The sequence below is a fragment of the Micromonospora sp. CB01531 genome (assembly GCF_001905095.1).
GTDB lineage: Bacteria > Actinomycetota > Actinomycetes > Mycobacteriales > Micromonosporaceae > Micromonospora.
This window is the reverse complement of sequence record NZ_LWLS01000013.1, coordinates 37,745-55,753: the sequence shown is the minus strand read 5'-3', so window position 1 is coordinate 55,753 and position 18,009 is coordinate 37,745. Positions and strand designations below refer to the sequence as shown.

At 74.7% G+C, this 18,009-nt stretch carries 21 protein-coding genes; 12 read left to right on the top strand and 9 right to left on the bottom strand.

What is annotated here, in order from left to right:
* Positions 1-52: 52 nt before the first annotated feature.
* Positions 53-874, bottom strand: coding sequence for an SDR family oxidoreductase (locus A6A27_RS04290; protein WP_073833114.1), 822 nt, complete (start codon positions 872-874; stop codon positions 53-55).
* Positions 875-971: 97 nt separating this feature from the next.
* On the opposite strand from A6A27_RS04290, the gene A6A27_RS04285 reads away from it, so the two are divergent.
* Positions 972-1,376: a winged helix-turn-helix transcriptional regulator gene (locus A6A27_RS04285; protein ID WP_241825064.1), complete on the top strand. Its 405-nt coding sequence runs from the start codon at positions 972-974 to the stop codon at positions 1,374-1,376.
* A gap of 84 nt (positions 1,377-1,460) precedes the next feature.
* On the opposite strand, the gene A6A27_RS04280 is transcribed toward A6A27_RS04285, so the two are convergent.
* Positions 1,461-1,865: a VOC family protein gene (locus A6A27_RS04280; RefSeq protein WP_073833111.1), complete on the bottom strand. Its 405-nt coding sequence runs from the start codon at positions 1,863-1,865 to the stop codon at positions 1,461-1,463.
* 89 nt (positions 1,866-1,954) lie between these two features.
* Between A6A27_RS04280 and A6A27_RS04275 the strand changes: the two genes are divergently transcribed.
* Entirely contained in the window at positions 1,955-2,974 is a 1,020-nt protein-coding gene (locus tag A6A27_RS04275; protein WP_083672415.1) for a helix-turn-helix transcriptional regulator, read from the top strand.
* A gap of 9 nt (positions 2,975-2,983) precedes the next feature.
* Here the strand turns inward: A6A27_RS04275 and A6A27_RS44100 are convergent, their stop codons facing one another.
* Both A6A27_RS44100 and A6A27_RS04270 read right to left on the bottom strand, forming a co-directional pair.
* Entirely contained in the window at positions 2,984-3,133 is a 150-nt protein-coding gene (locus tag A6A27_RS44100; RefSeq protein ID WP_158073941.1) for a hypothetical protein, read from the bottom strand.
* A 4-nt stretch (positions 3,134-3,137) separates the two neighbouring features.
* A complete protein-coding gene (locus A6A27_RS04270) occupies positions 3,138-4,130 on the bottom strand; it encodes a tyrosine-type recombinase/integrase (protein WP_073833109.1) in 993 nt (330 codons plus the stop codon).
* A gap of 130 nt (positions 4,131-4,260) precedes the next feature.
* Between A6A27_RS04270 and A6A27_RS04265 the strand changes: the two genes are divergently transcribed.
* Positions 4,261-5,286, top strand: a complete 1,026-nt coding sequence (locus A6A27_RS04265) for a helix-turn-helix transcriptional regulator (protein ID WP_073833108.1) — start codon at positions 4,261-4,263, stop codon at positions 5,284-5,286.
* A gap of 6 nt (positions 5,287-5,292) precedes the next feature.
* Here A6A27_RS04265 and A6A27_RS04260 read toward each other — a convergent pair whose 3' ends face one another.
* Both A6A27_RS04260 and A6A27_RS04255 read right to left on the bottom strand, forming a co-directional pair.
* Positions 5,293-5,802 carry a GNAT family N-acetyltransferase gene (locus tag A6A27_RS04260; protein ID WP_073833107.1) on the bottom strand — a complete coding sequence of 170 codons (510 nt, stop codon included), beginning with the start codon at positions 5,800-5,802 and terminating at the stop codon, positions 5,293-5,295.
* Between the two features lie 52 nt (positions 5,803-5,854).
* On the bottom strand, positions 5,855-6,358 hold the full coding sequence (locus A6A27_RS04255; protein ID WP_073833276.1) for a MarR family winged helix-turn-helix transcriptional regulator: 504 nt from the start codon (positions 6,356-6,358) through the stop codon (positions 5,855-5,857).
* A gap of 69 nt (positions 6,359-6,427) precedes the next feature.
* Between A6A27_RS04255 and A6A27_RS04250 the strand changes: the two genes are divergently transcribed.
* Positions 6,428-7,663, top strand: a complete 1,236-nt coding sequence (locus A6A27_RS04250; protein WP_073833106.1) for an MFS transporter — start codon at positions 6,428-6,430, stop codon at positions 7,661-7,663.
* A gap of 80 nt (positions 7,664-7,743) precedes the next feature.
* Here the strand turns inward: A6A27_RS04250 and A6A27_RS04245 are convergent, their stop codons facing one another.
* The gene (locus tag A6A27_RS04245; protein WP_073833104.1) at positions 7,744-8,229 is read right to left on the bottom strand and encodes a GNAT family N-acetyltransferase; all 486 of its coding nucleotides are present in this window, start codon (positions 8,227-8,229) and stop codon (positions 7,744-7,746) included.
* A gap of 126 nt (positions 8,230-8,355) precedes the next feature.
* Here A6A27_RS04245 and A6A27_RS04240 point away from each other — a divergent pair, with 126 nt between their 5' ends.
* The 4 genes from A6A27_RS04240 to A6A27_RS04225 are packed head-to-tail and all read left to right on the top strand — an operon-like array spanning position 8,356 to position 11,508.
* A complete protein-coding gene (locus tag A6A27_RS04240) occupies positions 8,356-9,900 on the top strand; it encodes a glycosyltransferase family 39 protein (RefSeq protein ID WP_073833275.1) in 1,545 nt (514 codons plus the stop codon).
* A 31-nt stretch (positions 9,901-9,931) separates the two neighbouring features.
* Positions 9,932-10,747 (top strand): TIGR04222 domain-containing membrane protein, encoded by an 816-nt coding sequence (locus A6A27_RS04235; protein WP_073833103.1) that lies wholly within the window; start codon positions 9,932-9,934, stop codon positions 10,745-10,747.
* A gap of 54 nt (positions 10,748-10,801) precedes the next feature.
* Positions 10,802-11,092, top strand: a complete 291-nt coding sequence (locus A6A27_RS04230) for a hypothetical protein (RefSeq protein ID WP_073833101.1) — start codon at positions 10,802-10,804, stop codon at positions 11,090-11,092.
* Positions 11,092-11,508 carry a hypothetical protein gene (locus A6A27_RS04225; RefSeq protein WP_073833100.1) on the top strand — a complete coding sequence of 139 codons (417 nt, stop codon included), beginning with the start codon at positions 11,092-11,094 and terminating at the stop codon, positions 11,506-11,508. The genes A6A27_RS04230 and A6A27_RS04225 overlap by 1 nt, the downstream gene beginning before the upstream one ends.
* Before the next feature lie 31 nt (positions 11,509-11,539).
* Here the strand turns inward: A6A27_RS04225 and A6A27_RS04220 are convergent, their stop codons facing one another.
* Positions 11,540-13,006, bottom strand: coding sequence for a vWA domain-containing protein (locus A6A27_RS04220; protein ID WP_198940182.1), 1,467 nt, complete (start codon positions 13,004-13,006; stop codon positions 11,540-11,542).
* A 254-nt stretch (positions 13,007-13,260) separates the two neighbouring features.
* Positions 13,261-13,806 carry a GlcG/HbpS family heme-binding protein gene (locus A6A27_RS04215; protein ID WP_073833097.1) on the bottom strand — a complete coding sequence of 182 codons (546 nt, stop codon included), beginning with the start codon at positions 13,804-13,806 and terminating at the stop codon, positions 13,261-13,263.
* A 185-nt stretch (positions 13,807-13,991) separates the two neighbouring features.
* Between A6A27_RS04215 and A6A27_RS04210 the strand changes: the two genes are divergently transcribed.
* The 4 genes from A6A27_RS04210 to A6A27_RS04195 all read left to right on the top strand — a co-directional run bounded on the left by A6A27_RS04210 (position 13,992) and on the right by A6A27_RS04195 (position 18,006).
* Positions 13,992-15,119, top strand: coding sequence for a sensor histidine kinase (locus A6A27_RS04210; RefSeq protein WP_073833095.1), 1,128 nt, complete (start codon positions 13,992-13,994; stop codon positions 15,117-15,119).
* Entirely contained in the window at positions 15,116-15,748 is a 633-nt protein-coding gene (locus A6A27_RS04205) for a response regulator (RefSeq protein WP_073833094.1), read from the top strand. Before A6A27_RS04210 ends, A6A27_RS04205 begins: the two co-directional genes overlap by 4 nt.
* Entirely contained in the window at positions 15,745-16,425 is a 681-nt protein-coding gene (locus A6A27_RS04200; RefSeq protein ID WP_241825063.1) for an ankyrin repeat domain-containing protein, read from the top strand. The genes A6A27_RS04205 and A6A27_RS04200 overlap by 4 nt, the downstream gene beginning before the upstream one ends.
* Positions 16,426-16,542: 117 nt before the next feature.
* Entirely contained in the window at positions 16,543-18,006 is a 1,464-nt protein-coding gene (locus tag A6A27_RS04195; protein ID WP_143193872.1) for a hypothetical protein, read from the top strand.
* The last annotated feature ends 3 nt before the right edge of the window (positions 18,007-18,009 follow it).

Here is an 18,009-nt window from a genome sequence, read left to right as displayed (position 1 = left end):
CGCGGCCGACCGGCTCGTCGGGCCACCACCGCCCGGCGAGCCGGTGGGCCGGTCACCGGAAGGCGGCCACGTGTCGCGCCGCCCAGTCGGCGAAGGTACGCGGCGCCCGGCCGAGCAGCCGCTCGACGTCGGGGCTGACCCGCTGCTCGGCCGGCGTGGGGGCGCCCAGGATGCCGAGCGTGGCGGTCACGGCCGGCTCGGGCATGAACTGCAGCATCTGCGCGCGGGCCTCGGCCGGGCTCAGCTCGGCGAACCGCACCGGCTCACCGAGCGCGTCGCCGATCGCCGCCGCCTGCCGGCGGGGCGTGATCAGCTCCGGGCCGGTCAGTTCGTACGTGGCGCCGCCGTGGCCGTCGTGCCGCAGGGTCACCGCGGCGACCTCGGCGACGTCGGCCGGGTCCACGAACGGCAGACCGACGTCACCGAAGGGCGCGGAGACGGCCCGCGTGCCGCGCACCGTCTCCGCCCAGGCAAAGGCGTTGGTGTGGTAGCCGCTGGGCCGCAGCACCGTCCACTCCAGGCCGGACGCCGTCACCGCTTCCTCGATCTGCGGCGGGTAGCGGTGGCTGACCACCCCCTGGGAGGAGAGCAGGACCACCCGGCGCACCTCGGCGTCGCGGGCGGCGGCGAGGATTTCGTTCGGGTCGGCCGCCAGCAGTTCTCCGGTGAGCAGCAGGAACAGCGCCTCCGCGCCGTGCAGCGCCGGCTTCAGGTCGGCCGGCGCGGCCAGGTCAGCGGGCACGGCCCGGACGCCGGCCGGCAGGTCGGCCGTCGCGACCTGCCGCGACACCGCCGTCACTGGCTCCCCGGCCGCGGCCAACGCCTGCACCAGCGGCCGCCCGACGTTCCCCGTCGCTCCCGTCACCACGATCATGATTGCTTCCTTTCGGTGTGCTCTCTCGACACCTCAGGACGCTAGTTGCCTGGATATAGTAGGTACCTATAGGAAAGTAATGGGCCGGGAGGCGATTGTGAGCAGCACCACCGCACCGGGGTCCCCGGTGGCGCTCGACCCCGAGCAGGCCTGCCCGATCGCGCCGGTGGTCGACATCGTGTTCAGCCGCTGGACCACCCCGATCCTCTGGGCGCTGCACGAGTACGGGCGGCAACGGTTCGTGGAACTGGAACGCCGCCTGACCACCATCACCCCGAAGGTGCTCACCCAACGGTTGCGGCAGTTGGAGCGCGACGGCCTGGTCGTACGCACTTACCACCCCGAGGTCCCGCCGCGCGTCGAATACGAGATCAGTGAGCTGGGGCGCAGCCTCGCGCCGCTGTTCGCCACCCTCGCCGAGTGGTCGGCCGTCAACCTCGACCAGGTCGACCAGGCCCGCCGCGACTACGACGCCCGGCAGCGAGGCACCGGCCGGCGCTGATCGGCCCGCCCGTTCTCGGGTGCGCAGGGCGCGCTCTGGACGTGTCCGTCGACGACTCCCGTCCGGCGGCCGCCGCGAGGTGCGTCATCGGCCCACCATCTGCAGGTAGTGCTCGTTGTACATGACGCCGAGGATGTTGCCGAACGGGTCGACCACAGAGGCGGTGACGAAGCCGGGACCGCGCTGGACCGGCTTCTCGTAGGCCGTGGCGCCCAGGGACAACAGCCGCTCGAATGCGGCCTCGACGTCGTCCACGTGCCAGTAGATCACCGCGCCGCCGGCCTCCTGCAGGCTCGGGCGGGGGGCGAAACGGCGGTCGATGATGCCGAGTTCGTGCTGCTGGTCGCCGATGCGGAACTCGACGTAGGCGGGCGTCCCCTGGACCGGACGGGTGAAGTACGGCTCGATCCCGAGCAGTTCGGCGTACCAGCGGGCGGCAGCGGTGACGTCGTCGGCGAAGAAGCTGACGGTGGTGAGGCCTCGCAGCATCGGAGGATTCCCTTCTTGATCGGTGACACCAGCCATCCTCCGCCTCAAAGTGCTCATCTTCTGAGCAGTTTGTGGGAGGATCCTGGATCATGCGCGCCGATCGTCTCGTGGCCGTCCTGCTGCTGATGCAGATCCGTGGCCGCGTGACCGCGGCCGACCTGGCCGCCGACCTCGAGGTGTCGGTCGCCACCGCCCGCCGGGACCTGGAGGCGCTCGCGGCGGCGGGCGTCCCGGTCTATCCGCAGCCCGGCCGCGGTGGCGGTTGGTCACTGGTCGGCGGCGCCCGCACCGACCTCAGCGGCCTGACCGCGGCCGAGGCGCAGGCGCTGTTCCTGCTCGTCGGCCCCGCCGCCGTCTCGCCCGAGGCCAGAGCGGCGCTGCGCAAACTTCTGGGCGCGCTGCCGCGGACCTTCCGGGCCGACGCCGAGGCCGCCACCGCCGCGACGATGATCGACCCCGCGGGGTGGGGCGAGCGGGACCGTCCCAGACCCGCGATGGTCGACCTGCTGCAGACCACCGTGGTCCGGCGCCGCAAGATCCGCCTGACCTACGCCGGCCGCGATCGGGAACCGGCGGAGCGGCTGGTCGATCCGTGGGGCCTGGTCGACAAGGACGACACCTGGTACCTGCTGGCGGGAACCGACCGAGGACGACGGACCTTCCGCATCGACCGGATCATCCAGGCCGCACCGACCGATCAGCCTGCCGAACGCCCGGACGACTTCGTCCTCACCGCCGCCTGGCAGGAGGTCGTCGACGAGATCGAACAGCGGCGTTCGAGTACCTGGGCGACCGTGCTCATCCAGGAACGGTTCGTGCCGATCCTGCGTGACCAGTTCGGCCGGCACTGCCACACCGACGGCGAACCCGACCGGGGGCGGGTCCACGTCCGCCTCGCCGCCCCGACCCCACTGGACATCGCCCGGCACCTCGCCGGCTGGGGCGCGCTGATCGAAGTCGTCGAACCCCGCTCCGTCCAGGACGAGCTCGCCCGCATCGGCGCCGAGCTCGTCAGCCGATACCCGGGCGGGCACACCGACCGCAAGGCCGCCGCGCCCGGGACCGGACACCGCGGCGCCGAGCACGGGAGGCCAGCTGCCGGCGGGTGACCTGGCTCCTCAGGCGGTGGCGTCACTCACCGCGGACCGCCGGAGCACCGCGCCGATCCGGTCGAGGTGCGCGCGCAGGGCCGTGCCGGCGGCGGTGAGCCGGTCGCCGAGAGGCTGATCGAGCGGGATCGCGGCCACCTCGCTGAGGCACTCCGTCAACGGCTCATCCCCGCCGTCGGGACCGGGCGGCCCAGATGACGTACGCGGGATCCCGGTCCAGGTTGTGCCGGTCCCGGTCGTAGCGGCGGGTGGTGCGCGGGTCGGCGTGCCCCATGGCGTCCTGCACGTCCTCCAGCGGCACGCCCTCGGCCCGGGCGGTGGTGGCGAACGCGTGCCGCAGCGAGTGCGGGGACAGCTTCGCCCAGGCGGGGATTCCGGCGACCCGGGCGAGCCGGCGCACCAGCCGGAACACCGAATGCCGGTCCAGCCGGGCGCCGCTGCCGGTGACCAGCAGCGGCCCGGTCAGCTCGGGCACGGTCACCCCCTGCGCGGCGGCCCGGGCGGCCAGGTAGGCGTCCACCGCGTACGCGGTGCCGGGGGTGAGCGCGCGGCGGCGGACCTTGCCGCCCTTGCCGACGAACCGGACGCTGCGGTGCCCGCGCTCCGCGCCCAGGTCGGTCAGGTCCAGCGAGATCAGCTCACCGACCCGCAGGCCCAGGTCGGCCAGCAGGGCGATGGCGGCCCGGTTGCGGGCGGCGGTCGGGCCGGTGTCCGCCTCGGCGGCCGCGAGCAGCGCGTCGACCTCCTCCGGGGTCAGGCCGACCGTGGCGGAGTGGTCCCGGTCGACCCGCGGACGGTCGGCGGCGGCGACCGGGTTGGCGTCGACCGCGCGCAGCTTGGCCAGGAAGTCGTACCAGCTGGACAGCGCGGACAGGCGGCGGGCGACGGTGGCCGGGGTGAGCGGCCGGCCGCTGCGCACGCCCAGCGTGGCCTCCAGCTCCCGGCCGTAGGCGTTGACGTCGAGGAACGTGGCCCGCAGCGGGTCGAGGCCCCGGCCGGCGCACCAGGTCAGCCAGCCGGCCACGTCGCGCCGGTACGCGTCCCGGGTGTGCTCCGACAGCCGCCGGTTCCGCAGCCACGCCTCGGTGAAGTCGGCCGGCCCGCCGGTCAGGGCGGGCCGCACCGACCCGCGGGGCAGCACCTCGGGACGCAGCACGTGAGAAAGGCTCTCAGCCGGCGGGCGGAATCGCGACGAGGCGCGCCCGACGGGAATCCGACGAAGATCACACCATTCCGCCACCTGGGCGGGCCACCAGCGGTTTTCCGGTACGGGATACCGTCACCGGGTGCGTGCCAGCCGCCTGGTGTCCCTGCTGCTGCTCCTGCAGACCCGCGGGCGGATGACCGCCCAGGAGCTCGCCGACGCCCTGGAGGTCTCCGTCCGGACGGTCTACCGCGACGTCGAGTCACTCGGCGCCGCCGGCGTCCCGGTGTACGCCGACCGCGGCCCGGCCGGCGGGTACCGACTGCTGGAGGGCTACCGGACCCGGCTGACTGGGCTGACCGCGCCGGAGGCGGAGGCGCTGTTCCTGGCCGGGATGCCCGGCCCGGCCGCCGAGCTGGGCCTCGGTCAAGTGGTGGCCGCGGCCGAGCTGAAAGTGCTCGCCGCGCTCCCCGACGAGCTGGCCGACCGGAGCGGTCAGGTGCGGCAGCGGTTCCATCTGGACGCGCCGGGCTGGTTCCGCCAGCCCGAGCCCACCCCGCATTTGGCCACGCTGGCCCGGGCGGTGTGGGAGGACCGGCTGGTGGAGATCCGTTACCGGCGCTGGCGGGCCCCGCGCGAGGTGACCCGGGTGGTGGCCCCGCTGGGCGTGGTGCTCAAGGCGGGCCGCTGGTATCTGGTGGCCCGGTGCGGCGAGCAGCTGCGCACCTACCGGGTCGGCGCGGTGCTCGACCTGGTGGTGCGCGACGAGTCGTACGCGCGACCGGCGGACTTCGACCTGGCCGGGTACTGGCAGGAGTGGACCGCGCGGTACGAACGGGACGTCTACCGCGGGCAGGCCCGGGTGCGGATGACGGTGGCCGCGCTGGAGTTCGCGCAGTACGTCTTCCCGCCCGAGATGAGCCGGGCGGCCCGGGCCGCGGCCGGCGAGCCGGACGAGCACGGCTGGCTGGAGACCAGCGTGCCGATCGAGTCGGTGAAGCACGCCCACACCGAACTGCTCAAGCTGGGCGCGGAGGTGGAGGTGCTGGCGCCGGCCGAGCTGCGGGAGCGGTTGGCCGCCACCGCCCACGCCCTGGCCCGGCTCTACCCGGTGCAGACACCGGTGGGCGCCGCCGCCCCGGACGCCTCAACCGGTGAGTCGGACTGACCCCGTTCAGCGTGGGGCGACCGCGTCGTCGACCCGGGCCGGCAGCAGCTTCTCGAACCAGTGCTGGGCGTACGGGCCGCCGTTGAACGCGGGGATCTCGCGGTAGCCGTGGCGGGCGTACAGGGCACGGGCCTCGACCAGGTCGGCGCGGGTGTCCAGCCGGAGCCGGTCCGCCCCGCCCGACCGGGCGTACGCCTCGACGGCGGCCAGCAGGGCGGCCCCGCCGCCGGTGCCGCGGTGCGCGGGGCGGACGTAGACCCGGGTGAGTTCCGCCCAGCGGGAACGCCAGCGCAGGCCGGCACAGCCGGCGAGCTGTCCGTCGTGGCGGGCCAGCACGAGCAGCCCGGTGGGCGGCGCGAGGTCGTCGCTGGGCATCTCGGCCAGCGCCTCGGTCACCTCCGCCGGCCGTTCCGGCCGGCCGTGCCAGCGGCGGACCATCTCCGCCATGTATTCGCGCAGCAGGATCGCCGCATCGGGGGCGTGGGGTGGGGCGGGACTGGTCGTCCAGGTCGTCACCGCTCGATCCTCACCGCACCGTCAAACGGCTTTCGCCCGCCCGAGGCGCCGGTCAGGGGCGAACCGGCGGGCGCTCGGCGGCGAGGGTGACCCGGCGCAGCAGGTCCGCCAGCAACCGCCGCTCCTGCGGGGTGAGCGCGCCGAGCACCCGGTGCTCCTCGTCGCCGACCACCCCGAGCGCGCGCCGCCAGGCCGTCCGGCCGGCCTCGGTCAGTTCGACGTCGATCCGCCGCCGGTCCACCGGCGAGGGGATCCGCCGGACGAACCCCCGGCGGACCAGCGCGTCCACCCGGGCGGTGATCGAGGCGGGCGCCATGCGCAGGTCACCGGCGATCTCCGAGGGGGCGGCCCGGCCACCGCGTCCGGCCAGGGCGTGCAGGGTGCCGTACTCCTTCTCCTGCAGGTCCAGGTCGGCGAGGGCCCGGTCCTTCACCTCGCGCAGGTGCCGGGTGAGGGCCGACATCCGGGTGACCGCGCTCTCCACGTCGGGGTCGAGGTCGGGCAGGACGGGCAGCCAGCGCGCCACGTGCTGGTCGGTACGGTCGCGGTCGATCACCCGCCCCACGGTACGGCGTCGTCGAAATATTCGTTGTCGAAATATTCGACGTCTAAGTATCCTGCCGGGGTGACACACCCCCTCCGGCTCCGCGCCTTCCGCCTGCTCTTCCTCGGCCGTACCGTCTCCACCCTCGGCGACGCCGTCGTCCCCACCGCCCTCGCCCTGGCCGTGCTCCGCGCCACCGGCTCGACCAGCGCCCTCGCGGTGGTGCTGGGCTGCGCCATGGTGCCGCGGCTGCTGCTGCTCCCCCTCGGCGGCGTGGTCGCCGACCGGTTCGACGCCCGCCGGGTGGCCCTCGTGACCGACCTGGTGCGCTGTGCCGCCCAACTGGTCGTCGGTGTCGAACTGCTCGGCGACGCCCCCGCGCTGCTCCACCTCGCGGTCGCCTCCGCCGTCGGCGGCGCGGCCTCGGCCTTCGCCATGCCCACCGCGTCCCCGCTCGTCGCCGGCACCGTCGACGCCGACGGGCGGCAGCGGGCCAACGCGCTGATGGGCGTCACCGCCAACGCCAGCCGGCTCGCCGGCCCCGCCCTGGCGGGCCTGCTGGTCTGGACCGCCGGCCCGGGCTGGGCGTTCGTGCTGGACGCGGCCTCGTTCGCGGTCAGCGCCGCCCTGCTGTCGGTCATCCGGGTCCGGCACGTCGCCGTCCCACACCGGTCGCTCCGCGCCGACTTGGCGCTCGGCTGGCGGGAGGTCCGCGCCCGCGACTGGTACTGGAGCAGCCTGCTCGCGCACGGCGTGTGGAACGGCGCCGCGGCGGTGCTGCTCACCGTCGGTCCGGTGGTCGCCGTGGACCGCCTCGGCGGGGAGGGCGTCTGGGTGCTGCTGCAGCAGGGCGGCGCGGTCGGCCTGCTGCTCGGGTCGCTGCTCGCCGCCCGGGTACGCCCCGCCCGGCCGGTGCTGCTCGGCAACCTGGCCCTGGCCACGTACGCGGCGCCGCTGCTCCTGCTCGCCGCCGCCGCGCCCGCCCCGGTGAGCATCGCCGCGTACTGCCTCGCGCTGGTCGCGCTCGGCTTCCTCAACCCGGTCTGGGAGACCGTGGTGCAGGGCCAGTTCCGGCCCGACGTGCTGGCCCGGGTCACCTCGTACGACTGGCTGATGTCGCTGGGCGCCATGCCGGTCGGGTACGCCCTCGCCCCGCTCGCCGCCCGCGCCTGGGGGCCGTCGACGCCCCTCGCCGTGGCCGGCGTGCTGGTGCTGCTCGCCTGCGCCGGCACCGCCGCCGTCCCCGGCGTACGCCGGCTGCGCTGGCCGGTCGACGCCCCGCCCGCGCCAGTGGCGCAGGTGCCGGTGGGGCGCTGACCGGACCGGTCAGCGCCGGTGCCCCTAGGCGGCTGCCAGCTCGATCGGCTCAGCTTCCATCCACCCGTGGTCGCCCACGATCACAAAGGACGGTGCATCACGTGCAACCCGACCCGGCCCAGAGTCGGATGCGCGAACGCCTCCGGCACCGTGCCGATCACCGCGAAGCCGAGCCGCCGGTACAGCGCCACGGCCGCCATGTTGCTCTCCACCACGGCGTTGAACTGCATCGCGGCGTAGCCCCGGCGGCGGGCCCAGGCCAGGGCGTACTCGGTCAGGGCCCGGCCGACGCCGCGGCCGCGGGCGTGCGCGGCCACCATGAAACTGGCGGTGGCCACGTGCGCGCCGGGGCCGGGCCGGTTGGTGCCCATCTTCGCGGTGCCCAGCACCGTGCCGTCCGCCTCGGCGACCACCGTGTGGCCGGGCGGCCGCTCCACCCACACGTCGTACGCGACCTCCGCGGGCCAGGCCGGGTCGTACGGGAAGGTCTCCCCGGCGGTGATGACGTCCTCGACGATCGGCCAGACCTGCGCCCAGTCGGCCTCGGTGAACTCCCGGATCAGCATGCCGGGCACGCTAGTGAGCCCGCCCGCCGCGCGGCGACCCGGTTTTCTGGCGCCCGTGCCCGAACTGTGATCCGCCGGCCGCTGGACGGGGCCGCACGCGTCGGCAGCCTGCACCATCATGGGCACATGGTCGAACCCGCCACCGACCTGGACCGTAGCGAGGCGCCGCCCGAGGTGGCCGCACCGTCGCCGGCCGGTCCCCGCACCGTCGGGCCGTGGCTGGTCGGCGGCGCGGTCAGCGCCGTGCTGCTGCTGCTCGCCGGCCGGTACGGCTACCACCGCGACGAGCTGTACTTCCTGCTCTGCGGCCGGCACCTCGACTGGGGGTACGTCGACCAGGGTCCGCTGGTGCCGGCCCTGGCCCGGCTGCTGGACACCCTCGCGCCCGGCAACCTGGTGGTGCTGCGTACGCCGTCGGCGCTGATCGCCGGCGCGGCGGTCGTGGTGGTCGCGGCGATCGCCCGGGAGTTCGGCGGCGGCCGGGGCGCGCAACTATTCGCCGCGTTCCTCGCCGCGGTGGCGGGCATCGTGCTCGCCCCCGGGCATCTGCTCAGCACCACCACCGTCGACCTGCTGGTCTGGCTCGGCGCCGCCTGGTGCGCGGTGCGGATGCTGCGCACCGGCGACACCCGCTGGGCCCTCGGCGTCGGTTTGGCGCTCGGCGTCGGCATGCTGAACAAGCTGCTGCCCGCCCTGCTCGCCGTGGGCCTGCTGGCCGGGGTGGCGATCGGCGGGCCACGCCGGCTGCTGCGCGACCGGTGGGTGTACGCCGCCGCCGGCATCGTCGTCGTGCTCGCCGCGCCCTACCTGCTCTGGCAGGCCGCGCACGGCTTCCCTCAGCTGTCCGTGGCGTCCGCGATCGCCGGTGGCGACAGCTCCTACAGCGGCCGGCTGGACGCGCTGCAGCTGCAACTGGTCATCATCAGCCCGTATGCGGTGCCGATCTGGGTCGCCGGGTTGGTGGCGCTGCTGCGCCGGCCGGCCTGGCGGGCGTACCGGGCGATCGGCTGGGCCTGGCTGGTGGTGTTCGCGATCGTGCTGCTCGCCGGCGGCAAGGGCTACTACGACGCCCCGCTGCTGTTGGCGGTCACCGCCGCCGGCGCGGTCGTCACCGCCGAGTGGGCCGGCCGGGGCGCGGTGCTCGCCCGGCGGGCGCTGCTCGCCGCCGGCGCGGCCGTGGCGGTGTCCGGCAGCGCCGTCCTGCTGCTGCCCACCCTGCCGGCCGACCGGCTGCCCGGCTTCGTGGTCGACGTCAACTACGACGCCGGCGAGACCATCGGCTGGCCGGCCTTCGCCGACTCGCTCGCCGCCGTGCACCGCGGCCTGCCGCCGGAGCAGCGGACCCGCGCGGTGATCCTCACCGGCAACTACGGCGAGGCGGGCGCGGTGGCCCGGTACGGGCCGCAACGGGGCCTGCCGCGGGCGTACTCAGGGCACAACAGCATGGCCGGATTCGGCCGCCCGCCAGAGGACGCCGACGTGGTGATCGCGGTCGGCTGGGCCCGCCCCGACCAGCTGCGGGGCTGGTTCACCGAGGTCACCGAGGCCGGCCGGATCGACCAGCGGGTCGACGTCGACAACGACGAGAACGGCCTGCCCGTCTACGTCTGCCGGGGGCTGCGGCGGCCGTGGTCGCAGCTCTGGGACATCGAGGTACGCCACGCCGGCTGAGCCTGCTCGGGCACCGTGAATACTTGTCGGCATGCTCTGGGGTGTCAGCGGTCCGGTCTTCCTCCTCGACTACGTCGTGGGGGTGGCCGGGGCCCTCGCGATAGCCCTGTCCGTGCGAGCGCTGGTCGGATGGCGGACCCGGGGCGAGCCGGTGTCGACCGTCGAGCTGGCGTACCTCACCGATCGGGCCGGACTGGCCTGCCAGGTGGGTGTGGCCGCGCTGCGCCGGGCCGGCGTGGTGCAGCTCGGTGAGCTGGCCACCCTGTCGGTGGACGGGCCGCCGCCGCCCGGGTCCGCCCCGCTGGTGCGCGCCCTGCACGCCGCGCTGCGCCGGCCGCAGACCTGGGCCGCCGTGCTCGCCGATCCCGGCGTGGGTCGTGCGCTGCGCCGGCTGGTGGGCCGGCTGGTCCGCGACGGCTGGCTGCTCACCCCGGGTCAGCGGCGGCGCCTGGCGCTGGGCACCCTGCCGCTGTTCGCGGTCGCCGCGGTCGGGGTGACCCGGCTGGTGGACAGCGCGGTCGAGGGGCGCACGGCCGGCGGGCCGGCGTCCGTGGTGGGGCTGCTGCTGTGCTGCCTGGCCACCGTGCTCGGCGGCTGGTGGCTGTGCGAGGTGCCGGAGACCGGTGCGGCCGCGCGGCGGCTGCTGCGCCGGCAGCGCCGCACGTACGCGGAGCTGGCGCCGGAGCGGCGGCCCGCGTGGAGCGAGCGGGGCGCCGAGGAACTGCTGACCGCGATGGCGGTGTTCGGGCCGCGCCCGCTGCTCGCCGTCGACCCGCGCTTCGCCGAGCTGGTCGGGGTCGACGCCGAGCGCACCCGGCCGCGGGAGTACGCGAAGACGGCACGTTGACCCCGGCCGCGGCAGGACGCGCGTGGCACGCCCGCGCGGCAGTATGATCCGAGTATGACGAAGCGGGTGACGGTCAGCCTGCCGGACGACGTAGCGGCCTACCTGGAGCGGGAGGACAACGCCTCGGCGGCGGTCGCCGACGCGCTGCGGGCCCGCATGGACCGGGCCGCCGCGACGGCCGCGATGCTGCGTGCCGTCGGCATCGACGTGACGGACGACGGGGTGGCCCGGGTACGCGGAAAACTGCCTCCCCTCACCGCCGAGCAGCGGGCGGAGAACGCGCGACGCCGCGACATGCTCCGGGACGGCACCTGGCCCGAGACTGACTCCGCGGCTGCTGCCTGATGCCCGCTGACGACATCGAGATCCGGGCGATCCTGGACGCCTCCGCCATACTTTCCTATTCCCGCGGCCACGTGCACGTCGGTGAGCTGCTGGTCGACATCGCCGACGAGGGTGCCTACCTGGGCCTGCCCACCGTCGCGCTGCTCGAGGCGTACGCGCAGACCAGTGACCGACCGGCGGCCGCCCGGCTCGGCGTGCTGGCCACTCTGCCCGGCGTGGCGGTGCTGCCGCTGTCCGCCCCCGATGCGGCCCAGGCCGCCACCACGGTGCGCCTGACCAAGGGCGACCTGGCCCGTGCCCACGCCGTGTGGGCGGCACTGCGGCACGACGCGTACTTCCTGACCTGCGAGCCGCACCTGGTTCCGGCGGTGATCGCTCCCGAACTGATCCATCGCATCCCCGTGGACGACGCCTGACCTTGGCGGGCACGGGGATGCGATGTGGGGATCAGCGGATCTTCTCGGCGAGCCGGATCACCCGCGCCAACTCCTCCACCTCCGGGTCCTCGCTGGCGGCGGCCGCCCGCTCCGCGATCGTCGCCAGGTCGCCCAGGCGCACCTCCCGGCCGTACGGGCCGCCCTGCAGCGACTGCGCGAAATAGGCCGCCGCGTAGCAGGTCCACAGCTGTGGCGACGCTTTGCCGAACGCCCGGTTCAGGTCGCTGACGGTCACCGACTCGTACGCCTCGGCGGGCGCCTGGTTCGTCGGGTCGGTCCAGCGCACCTGCACGCGGGCGACCCGGGCCGACGGGGGCGGCCCGTCGGCCAGCCGGACGGCGTAGAGCGCCGTGACGCTGTGCCCGGGACCGACCTCGCCGCCGTCGACGCGGTCGTCGCGGAAGTCCTCGTCGCTGATCGCCCGGTTGTCGTACCCGATGAGCCGGTAGGACCGCACGACGGCCGGTTCGAAGCTGACCTGCACCTTGGCGTCGAGCGCCCGGACGCTCAACGTCGCCGGCAACTGCCGGACGAACACCTTCCGAGCCTGGTCCCGCTCGCTGGCGTACACCACGAAGCCGTCGCCCTTGTCGGCGAGTTGCTCCATCAACTCGTCGCCGTACTCGCTGCCGACCCCCACGCCGAGCAGGGCGATCTCCTTCTCGGCCTCGTCGCGTACCCGGCGCAGGATCGGCTCCGCCTCGGTCCGGCCGACGTTGGCGAGCCCGTCAGAGAGCACGATCACCCGGTTCGTCGCGCCCGGTCGGAATCCGTCGCGGGCCACCCGGTAGCCGAGCACCAGGCCGGCTTCGAGGTTCGTGCTGTCCTGGGTGCGGAGCGAATCGATGGCGTCGTTCAGCTCGTCGGCGTCGGACAGCCGGGTCATCTCCCGCACCACCCGGGCCTCGTCGCTGAACGCCACGACGGCGATCGAGTCGGTACGGCGCAACTGGTCCACAAGGGTGTGCAGCGCGTCCTTCACCAGATCGAGCCGCCCGGGCTCGCGCATCGATCCGGAGACGTCGACGACGAAGGTGAGGGCGGCGTCGGGACGGCTCTCCGCGTCCTCCGCGCGGGTCTGCAGGCCGACCCGCATCAACCGGACCTCCCCGGCCGCCTCGTGGGACTCCGGCAGCCGCGCGCCGTCGACGTGTACGGCGAAGCCGTCGCCGGCCGGCTCGGGGTAGTCCTGCCGGAACGAGTTCACGAACTCCTCGGGCCGCACCGCGGTCCGCTCGGGCAGCTGCCCGTCCATGATGAGCCGGCGGGCGTAGCCGTACGAGGCGGTGTCGACGTCAACGCCGAAGGTGGAGCGCGAGTCGTCCTCCGTCGCCGTTTCGGCCTCACCCGACCGGGGTGTGCCGTCGTGCTGGCGGACCGGCCCGTGCGCCGTGTCGCCGCGCTGTGCGCCACCGGCGGAGCAGGCGGTGACCGTCATCGTGAGGGCGAGCGCGGCCAGCAGCAGCGATCGTCGCATGTGGACCATCGGTTCCTCCCGGGCAGGCTGGGGCGGGCGATCCGGCGCAGCCGCGTCGGATCCGTCCCGGTCATTGACGCAGCTGGACGGTCCGACGGATCCCGTCGTGGCCGAGCCGATACACAAGCGTGAACGTCGTGACCGTCCCGTATGCAAGACGTGACCTGCCCCGGCCAACCGCGCCCGATGCCGACGGGCGGGACGGCGCAGGACCGAGGTCCGGAAACCCCAGCCCTGCGCCGTGGTGACGGGGGTCAGCGCAGGGTGCTCGCCCCGGCGTTGGCGTACTGCTCGTCGAGGTCGCCGGAGGGCGCGCCGCCGACGCCGATGGCCGCGACGACCTGGCCGTCGACGGTCACCGGTACGCCACCGGCGAGGAACAACGTTCCGGGGATGTCGCGCAGCGTGGCACCCGGACCGGTGACCCGGCCGGCGAGCGCGGACGTCGGCTGCCCGAAGGAGGCGGCGGTGAACGCCTTACGGGTGGCGGACTCGGCCGTCTGCGGGCCCGCACCGTCACCCTTGAGCTGCACCTGCACGTCGCCCGACCGGTCCAGGACCACGACGGTGACGCGGTGCCCGCCCTTCTCCGCCGCCTTGAGGGTCACCTCCGCCGCGCGCAGCGCCGCGTCGATGTCGAGCGACGGGTTGGCGACCACCTGGTTCTTGCCGGCGGCTGCGGCGGCGCGGGGGGCCGCGGACTCGGCGGCGTTGGCGTTGAGGGTGACGCCGGTGGCGGTGGCCACACCCACGGCGCCGGCGATCAGGCCGAGCGTGGCCCGACGGCGGACGTTGATCATCGCAGTACTCCTCTGGTTCCAGGTCAGGGTCGAGGTGACGTCCCCCAGCCTGGTCGTGACCGGCGGTGCGGGCATGGCCCACCGGATCCAAGCGGGATACATCAGATGGTTGATTCGCCCGTCGGAGACCTGCCGTACGCTGGGCCTTTGTCAAGATCAGGCGGGTGCGTGCGGGAGGTGCGGTGATGCGGGAGGACCGGCTGCGCCTGGCGATGCGGTGGGGATTCCTGCTCCTGCTGGCCGCCTCCGCCTCCCGCTACGTGGCGTACCACGGCGGGGGTGGCGCAACCGTCGGCGTGCTGACGCTGGCCGCGGTACTGCTGGCCGCGTACGCGGTGAACGAGCTGGGGTGGTTCACACCGGGCGTCCGGTTCGCGGCGGTGGTCGTCGCGTTCCTCACCCTGGTGCTCGTCGCGCCGAGCTTCGCCTGGTGCGCGATCCCGCTGTTCTTCCTGGGCCTGCGTCAACTGCCGCAACGCGCGGTCTGGCCGCTGGTCGGAGTGCTGACCGCCGCGGTCGTGATCGCGCAGATCCGGCTGGCCGACCGGTTCGATCCCAGTCTGCTGCTCGGGCCGGTGGGCATCGCCGCCATCACCACCACCGTCTTCCTCGAACTGGATCGGCAGAACCGGGCCCGGCAACACGCGCTCGACGACCTCCTGGCTACCCGGGACGAGCTGAATCGCAGCCAGCACGAGGCCGGCGCGCTGGCGGAGCGGGCCCGGCTGTCCCGGGAGATTCACGACACCCTCGCCCAGGGCCTGTCGAGCATGAACCTGCTGCTGCAGGCGGCCGACCAGGAATGGGACACCGAGCCCGGGCAGGCGCGCGGGCACGTACGCCAGGCCGCGGCGACCGCCCGGGAGAACCTCGCCGAGGCGCGCCGCTTCGTCCGCGGGCTGGCCTCGCCGGCACTCGACAACGCCTCGTTGACCGACGCCCTGCGGCGGTTGTGCGCGGCGACCGAGCGGGACACCGACACCCCGGTCCGATTCACCGTGGCGGGCACGGTCGTGCCGCTCGGCGTCGACAACGAGATCGCGCTGCTGCGGGTCGCGCAGAGCGCCCTGGCCAACGTCCGCCGCCACGCGCACGCCCACCGCACCGCCGTCACGCTGACCTACGGCGACGATGAGGTGATGCTCGACGTGTACGACGACGGAACCGGGTTCGACCCCTCGGTCACCAGCGGATTCGGTCTCACCGGCGTCCGGGAACGGATAGCGCACCTCGGCGGCACGGTCACCGTCGAGAGCGCGCCTGGTGAGGGCACCGCGCTCGCCGTCAGCCTGCCGCTGCGGGAGGCGCGGTGACCACCCCGCTGCGGCTGATCCTGGTCGACGACCATCCGGTGGTCCGCGCCGGCCTCCGCGCGCTGCTCGGCGGCCGGCCGGACATGGCCGTGGTCGCCGAGGCGGCCACCGCCGACGACGCCGTCCGACAGGCCGCCGCCCTGCGCCCCGACGTGGTGCTGATGGACCTCCAACTCGGCGCCGGAGCCGACGGGGTCGCGGCCACCGAGCACCTCCTCGCCCTGCCGGACCCGCCGCGTGTCCTGGTGTTGACCACCTACGACACGGAGGACGACATCCTGCGCGCGATCGAGGCCGGCGCGACCGGATACCTGCTCAAGGACTGCCCGCCCGAGGAACTCTTCCGCGCCGTGCACGCCGCCGCCGCCGGACAGACCGTCCTCTCCCCGCCGGTCGCCGCCCGACTGATGGACCGGATGCGCGGGCCCCGCACCACCCTCAGCGCCCGCGAGGTGGAGATCCTCACGCTGCTCGCCCGCGGCCACGCCAACAAGGAGATCAGCCGGCGGCTGTTCATCAGCGAAGCCACCGTCAAGACCCACCTGGTGCACATCTACGCCAAGCTCGGCGTCGACTCCCGCACCGCGGCGGTGCACGCCGCCGTCGAGCGGAAGCTGATCCGGCTGTGAAACGGCGGGCCCTGCTCACCCTCACCCTCACCGTGGCCGCCGGCGGTTGCACGCGGCCCGACCCGATCCGACCCTGGGAGGACCCCATGACCACCCCCGCCGACAAGGCTCTGCTCGCCGCGGCGAGCGCCGGCGACGCGGCCGGCGTACGCGACGCGCTGGCGGCCGGCGCGGACCGCGAGGCCCGCGACGCGCGGCAGCGTACGGCGCTGCTGCTGGCCGCCGCGAACGACCACGTCGAAGCCGCCCGCGTGCTCGTCGACGCGGGCGCGGACCCGAACGCGCTCGACGACCAGCACGACACCCCGTGGCTGGTGACGGGCGTGACCGGCAGCGTGCCGATGCTCGAGGTCCTGCTGCCCGCGGGGCCGGACCTCACGATCGTGAACCGGTACGGCGGCATCTCGATCATCCCGGCGAGCGAGCGCGGCCACGTCGACTACGTCCGCCGCGTCGTCGGTACCGGCATCAACGTCAACCACGTCAACAACCTCGGGTGGACCGCCCTGCTGGAATGCGTCCTCCTCGGCGACGGGACGAAGCCCTACCAGCAGATCGCGGAGATCCTCGTGGCCGCCGGCGCGGACGTCCACCTGCCCGACAAGGACGGCGTCGACGCGCTGCGGCACGCCCGCGACCGCGGGTACGACCAGATCGTCGCCGTCCTGTCACGCTGAGCACCGCTCGGGCGCGGCGGCCGCCACCACGACGACCGCCCGCTGCGGGCCGGCGGCCCATGCGGCACAGTGACACCGGCGGCCGGCGTACGGCCGGAGCCAGAGAGGCGGTGGCCGGTGGAGAGCCCGACCGGGGTGGTGTTCCCCCAGACCGACGGCACCCGCAGCACGACGGCGCTCGGCCGCGCTGTCGTCGCCGACGCGCTGCGCGCGGTCGACCCGGTCGGCGCGCGTTCGGCCGAACACGAGACCAACTGGCGGCACGGCTATCTGGTCCACTTCCGCCGGCTCGTCGAGGCCGGCCTGCTCTCCCGCGGCGCCGCGGTCACCATCGCCCGCGACGGCCTGACCGCCCTGCACGCCCGGATGCGGGTCGTCGCGGAGGGCGGCACGGAACTCCCGCTGGACGAGGTGTTCGCCACCGGCGCCGGGCAGCCGCCGCTGCACACCGCCACCGTCACCGGCACCGGCGAGCCCGAGCGGGAACTGTCGCTGCCGTACCGCGGGCAGCGGCTGCGCGGCGATCAGCTGCACCGCCGGCTCGACGCCTGGCTGGCCGCCGGCGTGATCGAACCGTCCTGCGCCGAGGCGGTCCGCGCGGTCATCGCCAACCCGGACTGGCTCGACCTGCGCGACCAGCGGATCGTGGTGCTCGGCGCCGGCGCCGAGATGGGCCCCCTGCCGTCGGTGCTGCGCTGGGGCGGCGACGTCGTCGCGGTCGACCTGCCCCGGCCGGACATCTGGCGGCGGCTGCTGCGCACCGCCCACCGGTACGGCGGCCGGCTGCACCTGCCGGTGCGCCCCGGCACCGGCGACGACGACGAAGCCCTCGCCGCAGGCGCCGGCGCGGACCTGCTGCACCGGCTGCCGCAGGCCGCGCAGTGGCTGCTCGCCGTGGACGGCCGGCTCGTGCTCGGCAACTACGTCTACGCCGACGGCGCCACCAACGTACGGGTCGCCGTGGCCGTCGACGCGCTCACCCGGCACCTGCAACAACGCCGCGACAACCTGGCGCTGGCCTTCCTCGCCACCCCCACCGACGTGTACGCCGTCCCCGCCGCGGCGGTCGCGCACGCCGAGCGGGGGTACGCGGCCCGCGGCCTGGCCCGCCGGTCACTGCGGGGGCTCTCCGGCGGGCGACTGCTGCACCGCAACTACCCTCCCGGCGCCGACCCGGGCATCAACGACAGCCTCGTGCCGCAGCAGGGCCCGAACTACGCCCTCGCGAAGCGGCTGCAACGGTGGCGGGCGGTGGTGGCCCGCGACGCCGGGGCGACGGTGTCGTTCACGGTGGCGCCGCCGACGCGTACCCGCTCGGTGCTGCGCAACCGGGCGCTCGCCGCCGCGTACGCGGGCGCGCACCGGTTCGGCATCGAGGTGTTCGACCCGGCCACCAGCAACACTCTGATGGCCGCGCTGCTCGTGCACGACCTGCGCACCGGCGGCGGCCCGGCCCAGGACCACCCGTGGCGGGACGAGGCGTACGGGGCGGCGCACGGCGGGCTCTGGCGGGTGCCGTACGCCCCGCGCAGCGCCCTCGGGCTGGCCGTCCTGCTGGGCCTCGGCGCCGCCCGGGGCTGAGCC

Excerpts from the sequence above, each read along its gene's own strand:
- A6A27_RS04290 (WP_073833114.1), bottom strand. The coding sequence starts at position 874 with ATGATCGTGGTGACGGGAGCGACGGGGAACGTCGGGCGGCCGCTGGTG.
- A6A27_RS04280 (WP_073833111.1), bottom strand. The coding sequence starts at position 1,865 with ATGCTGCGAGGCCTCACCACCGTCAGCTTCTTCGCCGACGACGTCACC.
- A6A27_RS04275 (WP_083672415.1), top strand. The coding sequence starts at position 1,955 with ATGCGCGCCGATCGTCTCGTGGCCGTCCTGCTGCTGATGCAGATCCGT.
- A6A27_RS04245 (WP_073833104.1), bottom strand. The coding sequence starts at position 8,229 with ATGCTGATCCGGGAGTTCACCGAGGCCGACTGGGCGCAGGTCTGGCCG.
- A6A27_RS04240 (WP_073833275.1), top strand. The coding sequence starts at position 8,356 with ATGGTCGAACCCGCCACCGACCTGGACCGTAGCGAGGCGCCGCCCGAG.
- A6A27_RS04235 (WP_073833103.1), top strand. The coding sequence starts at position 9,932 with ATGCTCTGGGGTGTCAGCGGTCCGGTCTTCCTCCTCGACTACGTCGTG.
- A6A27_RS04230 (WP_073833101.1), top strand. The coding sequence starts at position 10,802 with ATGACGAAGCGGGTGACGGTCAGCCTGCCGGACGACGTAGCGGCCTAC.
- A6A27_RS04225 (WP_073833100.1), top strand. The coding sequence starts at position 11,092 with ATGCCCGCTGACGACATCGAGATCCGGGCGATCCTGGACGCCTCCGCC.
- A6A27_RS04220 (WP_198940182.1), bottom strand. The coding sequence starts at position 13,006 with ATGCGACGATCGCTGCTGCTGGCCGCGCTCGCCCTCACGATGACGGTC.
- A6A27_RS04215 (WP_073833097.1), bottom strand. The coding sequence starts at position 13,806 with ATGATCAACGTCCGCCGTCGGGCCACGCTCGGCCTGATCGCCGGCGCC.
- A6A27_RS04210 (WP_073833095.1), top strand. The coding sequence starts at position 13,992 with ATGCGGGAGGACCGGCTGCGCCTGGCGATGCGGTGGGGATTCCTGCTC.